General features: G+C 72.4%; 17 protein-coding genes. 7 read left to right on the top strand and 10 right to left on the bottom strand.

Annotated features, from left to right (window positions below):
* A partial coding sequence (locus tag HUN58_RS20240) for a hypothetical protein (RefSeq protein WP_217488510.1) occupies positions 1-644 on the bottom strand: 644 nt, incomplete at its 3' end.
* 207 nt (positions 645-851) lie between these two features.
* Here HUN58_RS20240 and HUN58_RS10155 point away from each other — a divergent pair.
* Together HUN58_RS10155 and HUN58_RS10160 are read left to right on the top strand one after the other, a co-directional pair.
* Entirely contained in the window at positions 852-3,323 is a 2,472-nt protein-coding gene (locus HUN58_RS10155) for a phosphoketolase (protein ID WP_180225781.1), read from the top strand.
* A gap of 101 nt (positions 3,324-3,424) precedes the next feature.
* Complete coding sequence (locus tag HUN58_RS10160) at positions 3,425-3,967, top strand: hypothetical protein (RefSeq protein WP_141859953.1); 543 nt, start codon at positions 3,425-3,427, stop codon at positions 3,965-3,967.
* A 95-nt stretch (positions 3,968-4,062) separates the two neighbouring features.
* Here HUN58_RS10160 and HUN58_RS10165 read toward each other — a convergent pair whose 3' ends face one another.
* Complete coding sequence (locus HUN58_RS10165) at positions 4,063-4,434, bottom strand: hypothetical protein (RefSeq protein ID WP_141859951.1); 372 nt, start codon at positions 4,432-4,434, stop codon at positions 4,063-4,065.
* A 195-nt stretch (positions 4,435-4,629) separates the two neighbouring features.
* Here HUN58_RS10165 and HUN58_RS10170 point away from each other — a divergent pair, with 195 nt between their 5' ends.
* The 3 genes from HUN58_RS10170 (at position 4,630) to HUN58_RS10180 (ending at position 6,646) form a co-directional block, all read left to right on the top strand.
* Positions 4,630-5,313, top strand: a complete 684-nt coding sequence (locus tag HUN58_RS10170) for a fumarylacetoacetate hydrolase family protein (RefSeq protein ID WP_217488511.1) — start codon at positions 4,630-4,632, stop codon at positions 5,311-5,313.
* A 150-nt stretch (positions 5,314-5,463) separates the two neighbouring features.
* Positions 5,464-6,456 (top strand): sugar phosphate isomerase/epimerase, encoded by a 993-nt coding sequence (locus tag HUN58_RS10175; protein WP_147281459.1) that lies wholly within the window; start codon positions 5,464-5,466, stop codon positions 6,454-6,456.
* Between the two features lie 10 nt (positions 6,457-6,466).
* On the top strand, positions 6,467-6,646 hold the full coding sequence (locus tag HUN58_RS10180) for a hypothetical protein (RefSeq protein ID WP_114850741.1): 180 nt from the start codon (positions 6,467-6,469) through the stop codon (positions 6,644-6,646).
* Between the two features lie 317 nt (positions 6,647-6,963).
* On the opposite strand, the gene HUN58_RS10185 is transcribed toward HUN58_RS10180, so the two are convergent.
* The 3 genes from HUN58_RS10185 to HUN58_RS10195 form a co-directional block, all read right to left on the bottom strand.
* Positions 6,964-9,462, bottom strand: a complete 2,499-nt coding sequence (locus HUN58_RS10185; protein WP_180225783.1) for an ATP-dependent DNA ligase — start codon at positions 9,460-9,462, stop codon at positions 6,964-6,966.
* Positions 9,459-10,349 (bottom strand): SDR family oxidoreductase, encoded by an 891-nt coding sequence (locus HUN58_RS10190; RefSeq protein ID WP_180225784.1) that lies wholly within the window; start codon positions 10,347-10,349, stop codon positions 9,459-9,461. The genes HUN58_RS10185 and HUN58_RS10190 overlap by 4 nt, the downstream gene beginning before the upstream one ends.
* Before the next feature lie 104 nt (positions 10,350-10,453).
* On the bottom strand, positions 10,454-11,008 hold the full coding sequence (locus HUN58_RS10195; RefSeq protein WP_180225785.1) for a hypothetical protein: 555 nt from the start codon (positions 11,006-11,008) through the stop codon (positions 10,454-10,456).
* Between the two features lie 94 nt (positions 11,009-11,102).
* Between HUN58_RS10195 and HUN58_RS10200 the strand changes: the two genes are divergently transcribed.
* The gene (locus HUN58_RS10200; protein ID WP_180225786.1) at positions 11,103-12,101 is read left to right on the top strand and encodes a Ku protein; all 999 of its coding nucleotides are present in this window, start codon (positions 11,103-11,105) and stop codon (positions 12,099-12,101) included.
* Here the strand turns inward: HUN58_RS10200 and HUN58_RS10205 are convergent.
* A complete protein-coding gene (locus HUN58_RS10205) occupies positions 12,098-12,598 on the bottom strand; it encodes a DUF6328 family protein (protein ID WP_114850736.1) in 501 nt (166 codons plus the stop codon). The two genes, HUN58_RS10200 and HUN58_RS10205, sit on opposite strands and share 4 nt — an antisense overlap.
* A 57-nt stretch (positions 12,599-12,655) precedes the next feature.
* On the opposite strand from HUN58_RS10205, the gene HUN58_RS10210 reads away from it, so the two are divergent.
* Positions 12,656-13,261, top strand: coding sequence for an antibiotic biosynthesis monooxygenase (locus HUN58_RS10210; protein ID WP_180225787.1), 606 nt, complete (start codon positions 12,656-12,658; stop codon positions 13,259-13,261).
* Positions 13,262-13,277: 16 nt separating this feature from the next.
* Here HUN58_RS10210 and HUN58_RS10215 read toward each other — a convergent pair whose 3' ends face one another.
* From HUN58_RS10215 to HUN58_RS10230, 4 genes are read right to left on the bottom strand one after another with little or no spacing between them, the layout of a single operon-like run.
* Complete coding sequence (locus tag HUN58_RS10215; RefSeq protein WP_141859934.1) at positions 13,278-14,213, bottom strand: Ppx/GppA phosphatase family protein; 936 nt, start codon at positions 14,211-14,213, stop codon at positions 13,278-13,280.
* Between the two features lie 48 nt (positions 14,214-14,261).
* A complete protein-coding gene (locus HUN58_RS10220; protein ID WP_180225788.1) occupies positions 14,262-15,119 on the bottom strand; it encodes a ribokinase in 858 nt (285 codons plus the stop codon).
* A complete protein-coding gene (locus HUN58_RS10225; RefSeq protein WP_208738930.1) occupies positions 15,116-16,534 on the bottom strand; it encodes an MFS transporter in 1,419 nt (472 codons plus the stop codon). The genes HUN58_RS10220 and HUN58_RS10225 overlap by 4 nt, the downstream gene beginning before the upstream one ends.
* Positions 16,531-17,562: a nucleoside hydrolase gene (locus tag HUN58_RS10230; protein WP_114850732.1), complete on the bottom strand. Its 1,032-nt coding sequence runs from the start codon at positions 17,560-17,562 to the stop codon at positions 16,531-16,533. Before HUN58_RS10230 ends, HUN58_RS10225 begins: the two co-directional genes overlap by 4 nt.
* Between the last annotated feature and the right edge of the window lie 68 nt (positions 17,563-17,630).

Here is a 17,630-nt window from a genome sequence, read left to right on the forward strand (position 1 = left end):
ACGAGGAGACCACCCTTGACCGCGTCGGTCTTGAAGGTGCTGTTGAGCAGCTTCGCGGCGTCGTCGGAGACGTGGACCGTGGTGCCGGTCAGGATCGCGTTGTCACCCTCGAGCTGCAGCGGCTTGAGCGTGCCACCGTGCAGCGAGAACAAGTACGCGTTGGACGCTGCGACCTGCCCGTTGACCAGCACGTCACCGTAGAGCTTGGACGAACCCGGGTTCACCACGAAGTTCTCCAGCGTCACCGTCGTGTCACCGGCCTTGAGCGTCAGGCCCGAGTCGTCGTGGTTCAGCAGCCCCTGCACGTACGGGCGGTAGTTGCCGTCCGGCGACCAGTACGTCACCGAACCGGCCGTGATCGGGAACGACACCGACCCGTTCTCCAGCTTCGCGTTGCCCGACACACCCGGGGTCAGGCCCAGCGAGGTCAGCGCGTCGGTGAAGCCCTTGTCGAGTGCGACGGCGGTGTTGCCGCCCTTGACCTCCGGCACCGACGCGACCGGGCCGGGGATCTTCGACGAGGACGAGGAGACGGTGTGGACGGTGCCGTCGGCCTGCGCGGCGGACACACCGAACGCGGCGCCACCGAGCACGAGGGCGCCCGTGGTGGCGAGGGTGATCGAGGTCTTCAGGCTCTTACGCATGAGTTCGTTCCTTTCGTGGTCGCGCTCGGCGCGATTTCCCTGTATGCGCGCCGAACACACCCCACATGGGGGTGGAGAACCAGCTGACTGCGGCTGGTGAGCGCTCCGGGATCTTCCCGGGTTGTACTGGTGGTTCGACACCCCCCACCGAACGGATTGGACCGATTTCCTGGGCGGTTCCTGTCCCCCGTTCCGTAGCGTGGGGGCATGGCCCCCGCACACATCGCGACCACGGACCGGATCCGGGCGATCGACGCCTGGTGGCGCGCCGCGAACTACCTCACGGTCGGACAGATCTACCTGCTCGACAACCCGCTGCTGACGCGCCCGATCGACCCGGACGACGTCAAGCCCCGGCTGCTCGGGCACTGGGGCACCTCCCCCGCACTGAACCTCGTGTACGCGCACCTGAACGCGCTCATCACCGAGACCGACCGCGACCTGCTCTACGTCTGCGGCCCCGGGCACGGCGGACCGGCAATGAACGCGAACGCCTGGCTCGAGGGGACCTGGGGCGAGTTGTACCCCGACATCACCCCGGATCCCGACGGCCTGCGGAGGTTCTTCCGGCAGTTCTCGTTCCCCGGCGGGATCCCCTCGCACGCGGCCCCGGAGACGCCGGGCTCGATCAACGAGGGCGGTGAGCTCGGCTACTCCCTCGCCCACGCGTACGGCGCGGCGCTCGACAACCCGGACCTCGTCGTCGCGTGCGTGGTCGGCGACGGCGAGGCCGAGACCGGCCCGCTCTCCGGCTCCTGGCAGGCCCACACGTTCCTCGACCCGGTGTCCGACGGCGCGGTCCTGCCGATCCTCAACCTGAACGGGTGGAAGATCGCGAACCCGACGGTGCTCGCCCGCATCCCGGACGAGGACCTCACCGCGTACTTCCGCGGCCTCGGGTACGACCCGATCGTCGTCGACTCCGCCCGGGTCGGCGACGACCCCTACGCCGTGCACGCCCTGTTCGACGGCGCACTCCGCCGGGCCCTCGCCGCCATCGACGACGTCCAGGCCGCCGCACGGGCCCAGGCCGAGCGCGCGGCGGCCGGGCAGCCGGCCGGTGCCGCGGACCTCCGCCCGCGCTGGCCGATGATCGTGCTCCGCACGCCGAAGGGCTGGACCGGCCCGCAGGAGGTCGACGGCGAGCGCGTCGAGGGCACCTTCCGTGCGCACCAGGTGCCGCTGCCCGCGGTCCGCGAGGACGCCGGACACCGTGAGCAGCTCGAGGAGTGGATGCGCTCCTACCGCCCGGACGAGCTCTTCGACGCGGACGGTCGTCCGATCGGCATCCTCACGACGATCCGTCCCGAGGGCGACCGCCGGATGAGCGCGACGCCGCACGCCAACGGCGGACTCGTCCGCACGGCCCTCGACCGGCCGCCGCTCGAGCCGTACGCGGTGCCGGTCGGCGAGGACGCCAGCGCCACGGCGACGCTGGGTCCGTGGCTCGCCGAGCTGACGTCGCGGAACGGTTCGACGTTCCGGCTGTTCGGCCCGGACGAGACGATCTCGAACAAGCTCGACGCGGTCTTCGACGTGACGAGCCGGGTTTGGCGTGCGCGCCGCGGTCCCGGCGACGAACACCTCGGCGCCCGCGGCCGCGTCATCGAGGTCCTCTCCGAGCACCTGCTCGAGGGGCTGCTCGAGGGCTACGTCCTGACCGGGCGGCACGGTCTGCTCAACACCTACGAGGCCTTCGCCCACATCATCGACTCGATGGTCGGCCAGTACGCCAAGTGGCTCGAGTCGTCGACCGACATCGACTGGCGCGCACCGGTGTCGAACCTGTCGATCCTGCTGTCGTCGCACGTCTGGCGCCAGGACCACAACGGCTTCTCACACCAGGACCCCGGGTTCCTCGACGTCGTCGCGTCCAAGCAGCAGGACCTCGTCCGGATCAAGCTGCCGGCGGACGCGAACACCCTGCTCGCCGTCGCCGCGCACGCCTTCGAGACGACGGACCGCATCGAGGTCATCGTGGCCGGCAAGCACCCGGAGCCGGTCTTCCTGTCGCTCGAGGACGCGACCGCGCACGCCGCGGCCGGGCTCGGCGTGTGGGACTGGGCCGGGACCGAGCAGACCGTCGGTCGCACCGACGTCGTGATCGCGAGCGCCGGGGACGTCCCGACGGTCGAGGCGGTCGCGGCCGCCGACATCATCCGCCACCACGCGCCGGAGGTCGGGGTCCGCTTCGTCAACGTCGTGGACCTGCTGTCCCTCGGTGACCCGCGGAAGCACGAGCACCCCGTCAGCGACGAACGCTACGACGAGGTCTTCCTGCCGGGGACGCCGGTGGTGTTCGCCTTCCACGGGTACCCGTCGCTCGTGCACCAGCTGACGTACCGTCGGCACGGGCACGACGACCTGCACGTGCACGGGTTCCTCGAGCAGGGCACGACGACCTCGCCGTTCGACATGCTCATCCGCAACGACATGGACCGCTTCGCGCTGGCGCACGACGCGCTCAGCCGGGTGGACGCGACGGCGCACGCGGACCTGCTCACGACCCTCTCGGAGGCCCGTGACGCCGCCCGCGCGTTCGCGTACTCCCGCGGTGAGGACCACCCGTCGGTCGCCGGGTGGCAGTTCGCGGGGTGGCCGCAGGACGAGCCGACCGACGGCGGCACCGGCGGCGACCCGGGTGCGGGCGAGTCCGAGGGGGCCGCCCCCGGCGCCTGACGCACGTCCGTCGTCCTCCACACGGCCTGGAGGCACGACTCGCCTCCACAGGACCGGTCACGCCCGACGCGTGGCCGGTCCTGTGTCGTCAGGGTGGGGCCATGGGCATCGGGGTGTCAGGACTGGTCGGGGCGCTGACCGGCGCCGTGATCGCGGCGATCGGCATCGTCGTGACGGTGGTCGAGGGGCGGCGGACCCGGCGAAATGCAGAGTTCTCGGTGCATCGGGACCTGTGGTGGCAGCGTTGGTCGTGGGTCGCCGACCGGGCGCTCTCCGCAGACGTCACGGAGCGCGAACGCGCGGCACTGATGGCCCAGGCGCTGATGACCCGGTCCTGGGTCACCACGACGACAAGTGGGTTGAAGAGGCGCTCGCGCGCCTCGACGAACCGGCCGCACACCGGCAGCCGGACGAAGAGGAGCAGGACGATGATCTCTGACATCGACGACCGAGAGTTCAAGCGGCGGCTCGACCGCATGGAACGGAACTACCCCTCGCTACTCGCCGATCCGCACTACGGCCCGCTCCTGCGCGCCGAGGGCGGCCCGGAGCGGCTGGCGGCTGCCCGTCGGGAGTGGCGCGAGCGCGAGGAACGCGCACGGGCACGCCGGCTGCGGTGGGAGGCGAGCGTCGGCGAGGGATGATCGCGTCCGCCCGCCTGCAGACGCAGCTGCCGAGGTGGTCTCCGGCCCGACCCGCGCGTCAGGAACGCCGGGCCGGGACCGGAGGCGGTGCCGCTCTACGACTGCGACACGCAGACTTCCTTGATGCTCGTGATGTGGCCGTTCGTCGCACCGAACTGGAACGTGAACGTGCGGTACCCGGAGTTGTAGCTGTACGAGCCGCTCTTCGTGACCTCCCGGAGCAGGTTGTTGCCGGCCGTCTCTCGGTCCGGACCGCCGAAGAGCCGCACGGTGCCGGTGCTCTTCCAGTTGATCTGGGCTGTCTTGCTGCCACAGCCGAAGGTGAGCGGCGAACCGTACGGATCAGCCTGCGCGGGCCCGCCGATCACCGTGGTCGTCGCCACCACGGTCGTCGCCATCAGGAGCAGGGCGCCGAGTCGCCTCGCCCGCCCCACCCGCTGCGCTGACCGTCGTGCAGGAACGTTCATCGTGGATCCCCTCATCAGATGTCGCGATCGACCGAGCCCGGCCGACCGGGCGTGGTCCCCTGTGGCCACGTCCGGACGCTAGCACCGACCGCGACGGCCGCTCAGTCCGCTGTTCGGAGGACCCCGACCCGCCGCGTCAGCCCACCCGTCGGCGACGGGCCCCCGTCCTGGCCGCCCACGTGGCAGGGTGGGCGGGTGTCCGACCTCGTCATCGACCCGCCCGAGCAGCCGACGCTGCCGACCTCGACCGGCGGCCGCTTCCCGGTCCGCCGCGTGTACTGCGTCGGGCGGAACTACGCCGCGCACGCCCGTGAGATGGGCCACGACCCGGACCGCGAGCCGCCGTTCTTCTTCACCAAGCCCGCGAGCGCCCTGGTGACGGACGACGGGGACACCCCGTACCCGCCGCAGACTGACCGGCTCGAGCACGAGGTCGAACTCGTCGTCGCCCTCGGAGCGGGTGGCAGCGAGGTGCCGGCCGACCGGGCGCTCGAGCTCGTCTGGGGGTACGCGGTCGGGCTGGACCTCACCCGGCGGGACCTGCAGGCCGAGGCCAAGCGGCTCGGTCGGCCGTGGGACCTCGCGAAGGGGTTCGACGCCTCGGCACCGATCGGCCGGCTCGTCCCCGCGGCGGACGTCGACCCGACGACGGGAGCGGTCACGCTGCACATCGACGGCGAGCTGCGGCAGTCCGGGGACCTCGCCGACCAGATCTGGTCGGTCGCCGAGACGATCGCCGAACTCTCGCGCTTCGTCGCCCTCGCGCCGGGCGATCTCCTGATGACCGGGACCCCGGACGGCGTCGGACCCCTGGCGCGCGGTGAGCGGCTCGAGGGCAGGATCGCCAGGGTCGGCTCGGTCACGACGCGCATCGTCTGAGCCGCCGCCCGGCGCGAGCCCGCTGGGAGCCCGTCGAGGTGGACGGCGTACACATGGTGCACGGCGCGCGGGGACCAGCTGCGCCGGGATCACCAGGACACCAGCACTGCGACGGGGCGACGGCGGGTGTCCGGAGCCAGGAGGTGCACCGTGCAGGAACACGACCTGCTCGCGACGTCCGGGACCTGGGCCGGCGACGCTCCCGTCGCCGAACGGGTCCGGGCGGTCGGGGACGCCGGGTTCTCCGGGCTGTCCCTGTCGCTCGACGACCTGCACGAGGTGCGGGCGACCACGGGCTTCGCCGCGCTCCGGCGGGTGCTCGACCGGGCGGGGATCGTCTGGGTCCAGCTCGGCCCCCTCGACCGATGGTGGTCGTCGCCGCAGCGCTCGACCGACGACGAGGCCGACCGGGGCGTCCTGCTCGAGGCCGCGTCCGCGCTCGGTGCGTGGCAGGTCGTCGCCCGCGCCGACAGCGGAGTCGCAGCCGTGTCGCCCGTCGCCATGGTCGACGACTGGGTGGACCTCGCCGCACAGGCCGAGAAGGTCGGCGCGCAGCTCCTGCTCGAGCCGGAACCGTGGTCGAACCTGCCGACGCTCGAGCGGGCGGCGCGGTTCGTCACGGCCGCGGGCCACCCGAACGGCGCCGTGCTCCTCGACGCCATGCACACGCTCCGTGGCGGGTCGACGCTCGCCTCGATCGCGCAGGCGCTCACCCCGGGGGTCCTCGGCGCCGTGGAGCTGAGCGACGGGCTCCTGCACACACCGGCGGGCCTGACCCTGGCCGAGGAAGCCCGTTCCGCACGGCACCTGCCCGGTGCCGGGGCGTGGGACCTGCCCGGCCTGGTCCGGATCACCCGCGACCTCGGGCACGACGAACCCTGGGGCGTCGAGGTCCGGACGGACGCACACCGGGCGATGCCCCTGGCCGACGCGCTCCGGACGGCCGCCGCCGCCACCCGCGCCGTGCTCGACGCGGCCGACGCGGTCGGGCAACCGGCGGCTCCGGCGATGCCGTCGACCCCGGCGCCGACCTCGGCCGTCGACTTCGAGCCGTCGTCCGCACCCGCCGTCGGCCCCGCGATCGACACGACGACCGGGATGCACCTGCCGCGGCGCGACGCCGACACAGGGGCGCCGGCGTAGCGTCACCGTCATGACGGATCACGCACCAGCAGCAGACGACGACCTCCTCCGCCGGTCGCAGGAGTCCATCGACGAGGCGAAGGCAGCCGCAGCCGAGGTCGACCTGCCCGAGCAGGAGGAACTCATCGACGAGGACCTGCCCGCGGCGGACGACGCCGCCCCGGCGGACGGTCCCGCCCCCGCCGCCTGACGGACGACCGGCACTGACGGACGACCGGCACTGACGGTCGGACCGCACGACATCGACGGACCGCCCGGGAGCACCTGCTCCCGGGCGGTCCGTCCGTGTGCGGGACGATGCCGCGGAAAGAACTTCCGATCGGGTGTGACGATCCGGCGACTCGACTCGTCACAGCAGTGTGTTCCGGGACCGTGGGGGTCCCGGCGGTCCGGGATCGTGGGTGACCCGGGCCTCGGACGCACCGTGGCCGGGCTTCCCTGAAGTCCCGGTCGCGGTGCCTCGACGGCGGCCCGTGCGTTCCCTGATCCGGCGCACGGGTCGTCTCCTCACGTGTCGGGTCCGGCCTCGCAGACGACGTCGTCCGGGTCCTTGTCCGGCCGCCACCCCCGCCACGACGGCTGGCGCAGCCGCCCGTCCGCCGTCCACTCGGCGAACACGACCTCGCCGACCCGGTCGGCGCGGACCCAGTGCGCGTCCCGGGCGTCCGGTCGGGGGACGTCGACGAACGGGGAGGTCTTCCGGACCCGGGAGCGGAGCACGTCCGCGATCTCGTCGAGGTCGCGGTCGCGGAACCCGGTCCCCACCTTGCCGACGTACTCGAGTCCGTCCGGCCCGGGGACCCCGAGCAGCAGCGAGCCGATCCCACCCGAGCGGCGACCGGCCCCGGGCTTCCAGCCGCCGACGACGACCTCCTGCGCGGCGAGGTGCTTGACCTTCACCCACGACTCGGACCGGCGCCCCTCGGTGTACCGGGAGCGCCGATTCTTGGCCACGACCCCCTCGAGCCGCAGCCGGGCGGACTCCGCGACGGCCGCGTCGAAGTCCCCGTCGAACGCCGGCGGCACCTCGATCGCACCGCCGGGGTCGACGACCGTCGTCAGGGCGTCCCGACGGGCGTCGTAGCCGAGCCGGACGAGGTCGTGTCCGTCGGCCTCGAGGACGTCGAAGAGCAGGAAGTGCACGGGCGCGGTCGCCTGCGCCGCGTCGACCTCGCGCTTCCGCGTCAGTCCCATCCGGTCCTGCAGCCGCTGGAACGACGGGCGGCCAGCGTCGTCGAGCGCCACGACCTCGCCGTCGAACACCCCGTCGACCCCTGCTCGGTCGGCGAGTTCCTGGAGTTCGGGGTACTGCGCGGTCAGGTCGTTGCCGTTCCGGCTCCGGAGCGTCACGGCGCCGTCCCGCACGGTGGCGAGCGCCCGGACGCCGTCCCACTTCATCTCGAACGCCCACGCGTCGGGGTCGAACGACGGCGTGCCCGACACCGGCGACGCGAGCATCGGGCGCCGCTCGGTCGGCGTGGTCGCCCCAGCCCCGTCCGACGCTGAGCTCGAGCCCCTGCTCGGTGCGGCCCCGCCCTCGTCGGGCGTCCGCGACGGCTGCTCCTTCGTCCGGTGGATCAACCAGTTCTTCTCGTCGCCGTCCTTCCCGCGACCGCGGCCACGGGTGTGCAGGAGCGCGAGTCGCCGGTTCCCGTTCGTCCGCCCGTGCAGGGTGACGATGACCTCCTCGCCCTCCCGCCACTTCTCGAGCTCGTAGGTGCCGTCGTCCCAGATCGTGACCGTGCCGGCGCCGTACTCGCCGTGCGGGATCGTGCCCTCGAAGCCGCCGTACTCGAGCGGGTGGTCCTCGGTCTGCACCGCGAGGTGGTTCTTCCCCGGGTCGGTCGGCTCGCCCTTCGGGAGCGCCCAGCTGACGAGCACCCCGTCGTGCTCGAGCCGGAAGTCGTAGTGGTCCCGGGTCGCGTGGTGCTCCTGGACCACGAACGTCGGTGTGCCGTCCTTCCGGACCGTCGGTGCGTCCTCGGGGACCGGCTCCGGTGTCTTCGAGGCGTCCCGTTTCGCGCGGTACGCGGCGAGGCGGTCGCGACCAGGCTGCTCCGCGTCGTTCGCACGCTGGGTCCGGTCACCGTCCCAGTGACCCGAGTCGGGCCTCCCGACCGACAGCGAGGCGGACGCGACCGGGTGCAGGCGGTCCCCACGCTCCTCCAGGCGGTCGAGCACCTCGTCCAGGGTGAGCTGGGCGAGCCCACGCGACGTGAGCTCGTCCCAGGTGCGTGGTGCGGCGACCGTCGGCCGGTCCCGGCCGCGCAGCGAGTACGGCGCGATCGTCGTCTTGTTGCCGTTGTTCTGCGACCAGTCGACGAAGACCTTGCCGGCGCGCTCCGCTCGGCTCATCGACGACAGCACCAGGTCGGGCAGGTCCTGCTCGAGCGCCCTCGCGAGCTCGTGCGCGACCTCCGAGACGTGCTGCGCGGCGGACCGGCCGTCCAGCGCCGCGTACAGGTGGATGCCCTTCGAGCCGGACGTCACCGGGTAGGGGTCGAGGCCCATGCCCTGCAGGAGCTCACGGGCGGCGACCGCGACCTCGACGCACTCGGGCAGGCCGACCCCCTCACCCGGGTCCAGGTCGAGCACGAGCCGGTCTGGGTGCTGCTGGCCACCGCGAGGACCGAACCGCCACTGCGGCACGTGCAGCTCGAGCGCGGCCTGCTGCGCCATCCACACGAGCGTCGGCAGGTCGTCGACGACCGGGTACTCGGTGTCGTGCTCCCTGTGCGCGATGGTGTGGTGCCGGATCCAGTCGGGCGCGGAGTCCGGCAGGTTCTTCTCGAAGAACACCTTGCCGTCGACGCCGTTCGCCCAGCGCTTCCGCGTCACCGGACGGTCCTTGACGTGCGGGATGATCCACGGCGCGACCCGCTCGTAGTAGGCGATCACCTGCCCCTTGGTCGTCCCGGTCTCCGGGTACAGGACCTTGTCGGTGTTCGACAGTGCGATGCGGCGGTCCCCGACCTGGACCGTCGTGCGCCGGGAGACCGGGCTCACAGCGCGACTCCGGTTGCTCCCGCCACCGTGAGGGTGCTGCCGGACGTGTACGACGACTCCGGGCCCGCCAGGTACACGTACGCGCCGCCGAGCTCGACGGGCTGCGCCGGGCGCCCGAACGGGGTGTCCTGCCCGTAGGCCGCGATCTCGTCGCCCGGGTAGCTGACCGGCTGGAGCGGCGTCCACACCGGTCCGGGGACGACCGTGTTCGCGCGGATCCCCCGCGCCGCGAGCTGCCGGGCGAGACCGTTCGTGTAGGTGATGATGGCGGACTTCGTCGCGGCGTAGTCGATCATCCGGTCCTGCGGCTGGTACGCCGACACCGAGCTCGTCGTGACGATCGCGCTCCCCGGCGCCATGTGCGGGACGGCCGCGCGGACGAGCCAGAAGAGCGAGTACAGGTTGACCTTCATCGTCCGGTCGAAGTCCTCGGTGGACTGCTCGGTGACGTCCTCGTGCACCTGCTGGTGCCCTGCGACGAGCACCAGGGCGTCCAGCCCGCCGAGCTCGCTGACGGCGTCCCGGACCAGCGTGGCGCAGAACTCCTCGTCGGTCAGGTCACCTGGCAGCAGCACGGCCTTCCGCCCGAGGTCGCCGATCACGTCGCGGACCTGTTCGAGGTCCTCGCGCTCCTCGGGCAGGGCGTTCAGGGCGACGTCGGCGCCCTCCTTCGCCATCGCGATCGCCGCCGCCCGGCCGATGCCGGAGTCGGCGCCGGTGACGAGCACGCGGTAGCCGGGCATCCGTCCCGTGCCGAGGTAGCTCGTCTCGCCGTGGTCGGGCTGCGGGTCCATCGCGCTCGCCAGCCCGGACCCCTGCTGGGTCTGCGGCGGGAACGGCGGTCGGGGGAACTGCGAACGCGGGTCCTGCTTGTCGAGCTGGCTCATGGGCCCATGGTGCTCGCGCGGGAGGGAACGGGTCTCAGGCCCGATCGGGCACGCGGGAGGGCGCGGGTCTCAGGCCCGATCGGGCACGCGGGAGGGCGCGGGTCTCAGGCCCGATCGGGCGTGCGGGCCGGCGCAGCGAGCAGGCGTTCCGCTGCAGCGCGGTCGCCCCGGTCCCCCAGGAGCCCGACCGCGGCGATGAGGGCCCACACCAGCACGAGCCCCCAGTTGTCGGTCGACCCGGCCAGCGCGGTGAGCGCCCACAGGACGGCGGCCACGATCGCGAACCAGCCGCTCACCCGCCGGCGCCCGAGGTCGCTCAGCCACCGCTGCACGCGGGGCCGCCACACCGCGTCGGGGACGTCCGACGGCACGCTGCCGTCCCGGACCCACCGCCGGGTCGTCGCCACCGCGGCCCGGCCACCACGGCGCGACCAGTTCCACACCAGCGACGCGGGCAGTGCGACCGCCAGGGCGAGCCCGAGCACGATCGCGGCCGTCCACGGCATCGGGCCACGCAGCGTCGCGAGGACGATCCCCGGCACGACCGCGCCCGCCATCGCCAGCCCGACCAGCTGCCACCACCCCACGGCGTCGATGCGGTCGTCGTCCACCGTCCGCGAGCCGTCGGTCCGCTGCGTCGTCGCTTGGTCCCCCGTCATGCCCGCGACCCTACGCCCTCGGCCGCCCGTCCACACCTGCCGATCCGCTCGGAACTGAGGACCTGTCCGCACCCCCGCGGGCATCATGTTGCGCATGAGGTCGATCTGGAAGGGCTCCATCGCGTTCGGGCTCGTCAACGTGCCCATCAAGGTGTACGCGGCGACCGAGACCCACGACGTCTCCCTGCACCAGGTCCACGACGAGGACAAGGGCCGCATCCGGTACAAGCGCGTGTGCGAGTTCGGCCACGAGGTCGAGTACGCCGACATCCAGCGCGCCTACGACGACGGCGACAAGACCGTGGTGCTCACCGCCGACGACTTCAAGCAGCTGCCGCAGGAGCAGTCGCACGAGATCGAGGTCCTCGAGTTCGTGCCCGTCGACCAGGTCGACCCGATGATGTTCGAGAAGTCGTACTACCTGGAGCCGGACTCCCGCTCCCCGAAGGCGTACGTGCTGCTCCGGGAGACGCTGGCGAAGACCGATCGTCTCGCGATCGTGCAGTTCACGCTCCGGCAGAAGACCCGGCTCGGCGTGCTCCGTGTGCACGACGACGTCGTCCTGCTGCAGGGGCTGCTGTGGGGCGACGAGGTCCGGGCGGCCGAGTTCCCGTCGCTCGACGCATCGGTCAAGGTCAGCGCGAACGAGCTGAAGATGTCGTCCTCGCTCGTCGACAGCATGTCCACCGACTTCGACCCCGACCGCTACACCGACGCCTACCAGGAGGAACTGCAGCAGCTCATCGACGCGAAGCTCGAGGCCGGTGACGACGTCGACACCGCCGAGACGTTCGGCGAGCAGGCGTCCTCCGACGACGACGACGAGGGTGGCGACGTCATCGACCTGATGGCCGCCCTGCGGGCGTCCGTCGACAAGAAGCGGTCGGGAGGATCGGGGTCGCGTCCGTCGTCCGGCTCGCGGAAGGCGGGCGGCGAGTCCACGGCGAAGAAGGCGACGGCGACTGCGACGGCGACGGCAGAGAAGGCGCCGGCGAAGAAGCCGGCCACGAAGAAGACCGCCGCGAAGAAGCCGGCGGCGAAGAAGGCCCCCGCGACGAAGAAGGCGCCGGCGGCGAAGAAGCAGGCCAGCTAGCCGTCCCGGCTCGTCCTCCGCAGCGCGAGCGGGATCGAGACCCACAGCGCCGCCGTCCCGACGAACACCACGACACCCCCGACCACGCCGCCGACGTCCCCGATCACGACGTCGAACACGAACAGCACCGTGCCGGAGAACAGCAGGGCACTCGCCGCGAGCGCCGCGATGAGCAGCGCGTTCCCGGCGCGCACCAGGTCGTGCTTCTGCCGCTGCCGGAACACCAGCCGGTGCGCGGAGACGGCGGAGAGCGCGACGACGGTGATGACCACCGCGAGCGCCACCAGCACGAGGTAGACGACCTCCTCGCTCGGACTGAGCATCGTGAACCGCTGCTGGAACGGCAGCGTCAGCAGGAACCCGGCGAGGATCTGCGTCCCCGTCTGCACGATCCGGAGCTCCTGCTGGATGTCCGACCAGTTCCGGTCCCAGCGTTCGGTCGGGGTCTCGTGCCGTCCGCGCTCGGTGTCCCGGGCTCCACCGCTGACGTCGCTCATGCCCAGAACCTACTGCGGCGTCACGCACCCGAAACACGACTCCGCGACACTGTCCACATGACTCCACAAGAGCCTTGGAGCCCGCAGTCGTCATCCGTGACCGCCGGCCCGCCCGTCACCGTGTCCATCACCCGCCTCGTCGAACCCGACCGCATCCCCGACGCCACCGCCTGGGTGCAGTCCGGGGTGAACCTGGCGAACCGCTACCCCGGCTTCCTCGGCTCCGGGTGGGTCCGGTCGCACGCCACGAGCCACGAGTGGCACATGCTCTACCGGTTCGCCGACCACGAGCAGCTCGCCACGTGGGAGAACTCCGACGACCGGCTCCGGTGGCTCGACCGCGGCCGGGACCTCGTCGTGGAGTCCCGGGTCGAGAAGCGCACGGGCATCGAGGGCTGGTTCGACGCCCCGCAGGACGCACCCGCCTCGAGCGCCCCGCCGCGGTGGAAGCAGGCCGTGAGCATCTGGCTCGGCTTCTTCCCGGTGAACCTGGCCTTCACCTACCTGGTCGGCTGGCTCGTGCCGGCGTTCGGGCACCTGGCCGTGCTGCCCCGCGTGTTGATCACGACGCTCGTGCTCACGCCGATCATGACCTTCTGGGTGCTCCCGTCAGTGACGAAGCTCGTCCGCCCGTGGCTCCTCGCCCCGCCGCGCGAGCGGTAGCGCGAGCCGAGCACCCTCAGCCGAGCACCGACAGCTGGTCGAGGCGCTCCAGGATCACGCCCTCGCGCAGGGCCCACGGGCAGATCTCGAGCGCCGGCAGGTCGAAGATGTCCAGGCACGCCTCGGCGACGAGCGCTCCCGGGACGACCTGGTGCGCCCGGCTCGGCGAGACCCCCGGCAGCGCCGCGAGCTCGGTCACCGACTTGGTCAGGAGCGACGGCAGCAACCGCCGCAGCTCGGCGCCGTCGAGCGCCCGTGGCACGAGTGGCCCGTCCCCGGACGGCGCGGCCCCGCAGATCCGGGCGATCGAGCGGAAGGTCTTCGACGTCGCGACGGCACGGTCCGGCCGCCCGGCGCGCAGCAGCAGCCCGGCGTCGCGGGCGATCGCGACCCGGATCTCGTGGCGGATCCGGCGGACGTCGTCGTCGCTTGGGGTCCCGTCCGCGAAGTACGAGCGGGCCAGGCGGGCGGCCCCGATCGGCATCGACCACGCGACGTCGGGTGCCTCGTCCGCGCCGCCGGCGATCTCGAGCGAGCCCCCGCCGATGTCGAAGACCGCGAGGCGTCCGGCGGACCAGCCGAACCAGCGGCGGACGGCCAGGAAGGTCAACCGGGCCTCGTCGCCACCGGACAGCACGGCGAGCTCGACGCCGGTCTCCCGTTCGACGTGTGCGAGCACCGCGTCGGAGTTCACGGCGTCGCGGACGGCCGAGGTCGCGAACGCGAGCATGTCCTCGCACCCGCGGTCCTCGGCGACACGGACCGACTCGGCGACGAACACGGTGAGGGCGTCGACCCCGGCGGGCGTCACCGCGCCGGTCTCGTCGAGGTGCTCGGCGAGGCGGAGCGGCTGCTTGAACGAGGACGCCGGCAGCGGCGCCGCCCCGCCGTGGGCGTCCACCACGAGCAGGTGGCCGGTGTTGGACCCGATGTCGAGGACTCCCACGCGCATGCCACCACGCTAGTGGGAGGGGCGGGGAGGGCGGACGGGAGGCGCGGGTCAGGACCGCAGGAAGCGCTCCAGCTCGGCGGGGGTCGGGTAGGACGCCTGGGCGCCCGGCTCCGTCGCGGCGTACGCCCCGACGCCGACGGCGAACCGGGCCGCGTCGACGAGGGAGTCCCCCGCGTCGAGTCGGAGCGCCACGGCCCCCATGAACGCGTCGCCGCAGCCCGTGGTGTCCACCGGGTCGACCCGAACGGCCTCGACCACGACCGACTCGGCGTCCCCGTCGTGCACCACGCAGCCCTCGCCACCCCGCGTCACGATCGACCGGGCGACACCGTGGTCTCCGAGCGCGACCGACTCGTGCTCGTTGACGAGGAGCACGTCGGTCAGGTCGAGGAGCTCCTGCGGCACGGCACCGAAGGGCGACAGGTTCGTCAGCACGGTGGCGCCCGCGGCCCGTCCGGCGCGGGCGGCCGCGAGCACGACGTCGATCGAGACCTCGAGGCAGAGGCCGAGCACCCCGGTGCCGTCGAAGGCGTCGGCGGGCAGGTCGTCCGGCGTGAGCGTGGCGTTCGCGCCGCCGGAGACCACGATGGTGTTCTCTCCGGCGGCGTCGACCGTGATGACGGCGGTGCCGGTCGGCACGCCCTCACGGACGGCGACGTGCGTGGTGTCGACCCCGGCAGCCGCGACGGAGTCGCGGAGCAGTCGACCGTTCCCGTCGTCGCCGACCGCACCGATCATGCGCACGGTGCCCCCGAGCCTCCCGGCTGCGACCGCCTGGTTGGCGGACTTGCCGCCGGGCAGGGTGGCGAGGTCGGACCCGTGCAGGGTCTCACCGGGCTGGGGGAAGCGCTCGGTGCGGACCACCAGGTCCGCGTTGAGGCTCCCGACGACGACGATGCCGCTCATGCGGTGGCTCCTGTCTCGGCCGAGGCCGGGCGCGGGATGAGGAAGGACGTGGCGAGGGCCGCGCAGGTGATCACGGCTCCGAGGAGCATGCCACCCGAGTACCCGGAGGTCCCGGCGGACCCTCCGGTCCCGAGGGCGATCTGCAGCGCCGGTAGGACCGCGAAGCTGATGCCGGCGCCGAGGTTGAACGCACCGGCGTTGAGACCGGGCAGGAACCCGGGGTTCGAGTCCGGCGAGAGCACGATGCCGAGGCCGTTCAGGATGATGTTCGCGATGCCCGCGTAGGTGATGCCGATCAGGACCGTCGCCGCCACGAGCACCGGCAGCGAGTGCACGCCGACGATCGCCATCACGACCGTGGCGACGATGCTGCCGACCAGGCCCACGCGGAGCACGGCACGGTAGCCGAGGGTCGGCGCGAGCCGTCCCGCGAAGGGTCCGACCACCCAACCGACGAGCGCGTAGGGCGTCAGGAACGCGAGCGAGGCGAGGTCCGGCTCCATGCCGAAGCCGACCTCGGGGTTCTGCGCGAGGCTCGTCACGAGGCCGTTCACGACCGCGAAGACGCCGGTCATCGTGAGCAGGGTCGTCACGAGGAGCGCCCAGGTCGCCCGACGCTTGAGGAACCGCGTCTCGACCAGGGGTTCGCGGACACGGGACTCGACGGCCCAGAACACGCAGAACGCGACGAGGGCGAGCACGACCGCGCCGACCACGAGTGCCCAGTCCGCGGCCGCGAGCTTGCCGGCCTCGTTGAACGCGGTCAGGAGGGCACCGACGCTGACGACCAGCGGCAGCACGCCCCACCAGTCCATCCGGGTGCCGGCCGAGGGCTTCGACTCGACGCCCCACGCGGCGACCATCACGGTCGCGACGACGGTGACGACGGCGATCACCCAGAAGATGCCGCGGAAGCCGAAGTTCGTGGCGATCCACCCGCCGGCGAGCGCGTCGACGCCGGCGATGCCGCCGTTCACAGCGGTCAGCAGGCCGAGGGCCGCGCCGTACCGCTTCGGGTCGGCGATCTCGTTGCGCAGGATGAGCAGGCCGATCGGCACGACCGGGCCGGTGACGCCCTGGATCATGCGGCCGGCGAAGAGCATCGGGACGTTCACGGCGAGTGCGGCGACGATGCTGCCGACGAGCATGACCGCGAGCATGCCGAGGAGCACGCGCTTCCGCCCGACGATGTCGGACAGACGGGGCAGGAACAGCGAGAACAGTGCGGCGAGCGTGAAGAACAGCGTCTGGGACAGGCCGATCGTGGCGTCGTCGGTACGCAGATCGCGCGCCATCGTGACCAGGGCCGGACTGAGCATGCTCGCGTTGAGCTGGAACGCGATGCACGCCGCGAGCAGGGCGGCGATGAGGGCGCCGGTCGACTTCTTCGTCGAGGTGGTCGTCACGGTGCTCAGGCCTCCGTGGCGACGGTCTCGGCGTCGGCGCCGGCACGGGGCGTCCACCCGGTGTCCGGCGTCTCGCCGATCCGCTCGAGGGCGTCGACGACCAGGTCCCAGAACCGCTCGTGGTCGAGCTCCATCGCGGCGCTCGTGCGGCAGTCCTCGGGCGCCGGTGCGCGGAGGTCGGCGACCGTCATGCCGAGCGTGTGCGTGCCCGTGGTCTCGATCGCGATCGGCATCTTCACGGCGCGGACGATCGTCGGGTCGATGACGTACGCCACGGCGCAGGGGTCGTGCACGGGCGGTGAGTCGAAGCCCTGCGCGTCCTCGTAGGCCTTGCCGAAGAAGTCGAGCAGCTCCCCGACGAACGCGGCCGGGCCGGTGCCGACGGCGGCGATGCGCGCGGCGACCTCGGGGGTGGCGAGCGCCTGGTGCGTGAGGTCGAGGCCGACCATGACGACGTCCCACCCGGCGCGGAAGACGATGTCCGCCGCCTCGGGGTCGATGACGATGTTGAACTCGGCGACCGCGCTCCAGTTGCCGACGTGCACGCCGCCGCCCATGAGCACGACCTGCTTGACGCGCTCGACGATGCGCGGCTCCTTGCGGACGGCGAGGGCGATGTTCGTCAGACCCGCGGTCGGCACGATCGTGACGGTGCCGGGCTCGTGCGCCATGACCGTGTCGATGATCAGGTCGACCGCGTGCCGCTCGTCGAGGGCGAAGGCCGGCTCGGGGAGCATCGGGCCGTCGAGGCCGCTCTCGCCGTGGATCTCCGGGGCGACCTCGATCTCGCGGAGCAGCGGGCGCGGGCTGCCGGCGGCGAAGGGCACCCCCGTGATGCCGGCGATGCGCGCGACGGCGAGGGCGTTGCGGGTGACCTTCGGCAGGGTCTGGTTGCCGACGACGGTCGTCACGGCGAGCAGTTCGATCGCCGGGCTGCCGTGCGCCAGGATCATGGCGACGGCGTCGTCGTGGCCGGGGTCGCAGTCGAGGATGATCTTCTGCTTCGTCGCATCGGACACCGTGGGGCTCCACTTCATCGGGGGGTGCTGGACGACCGGGAGGTCTGTGCTTGACGCGGTGGGGTCCGCGTCGTGGAGGAACCAAC

The organism is Curtobacterium sp. Csp1 (genome assembly GCF_013347185.1).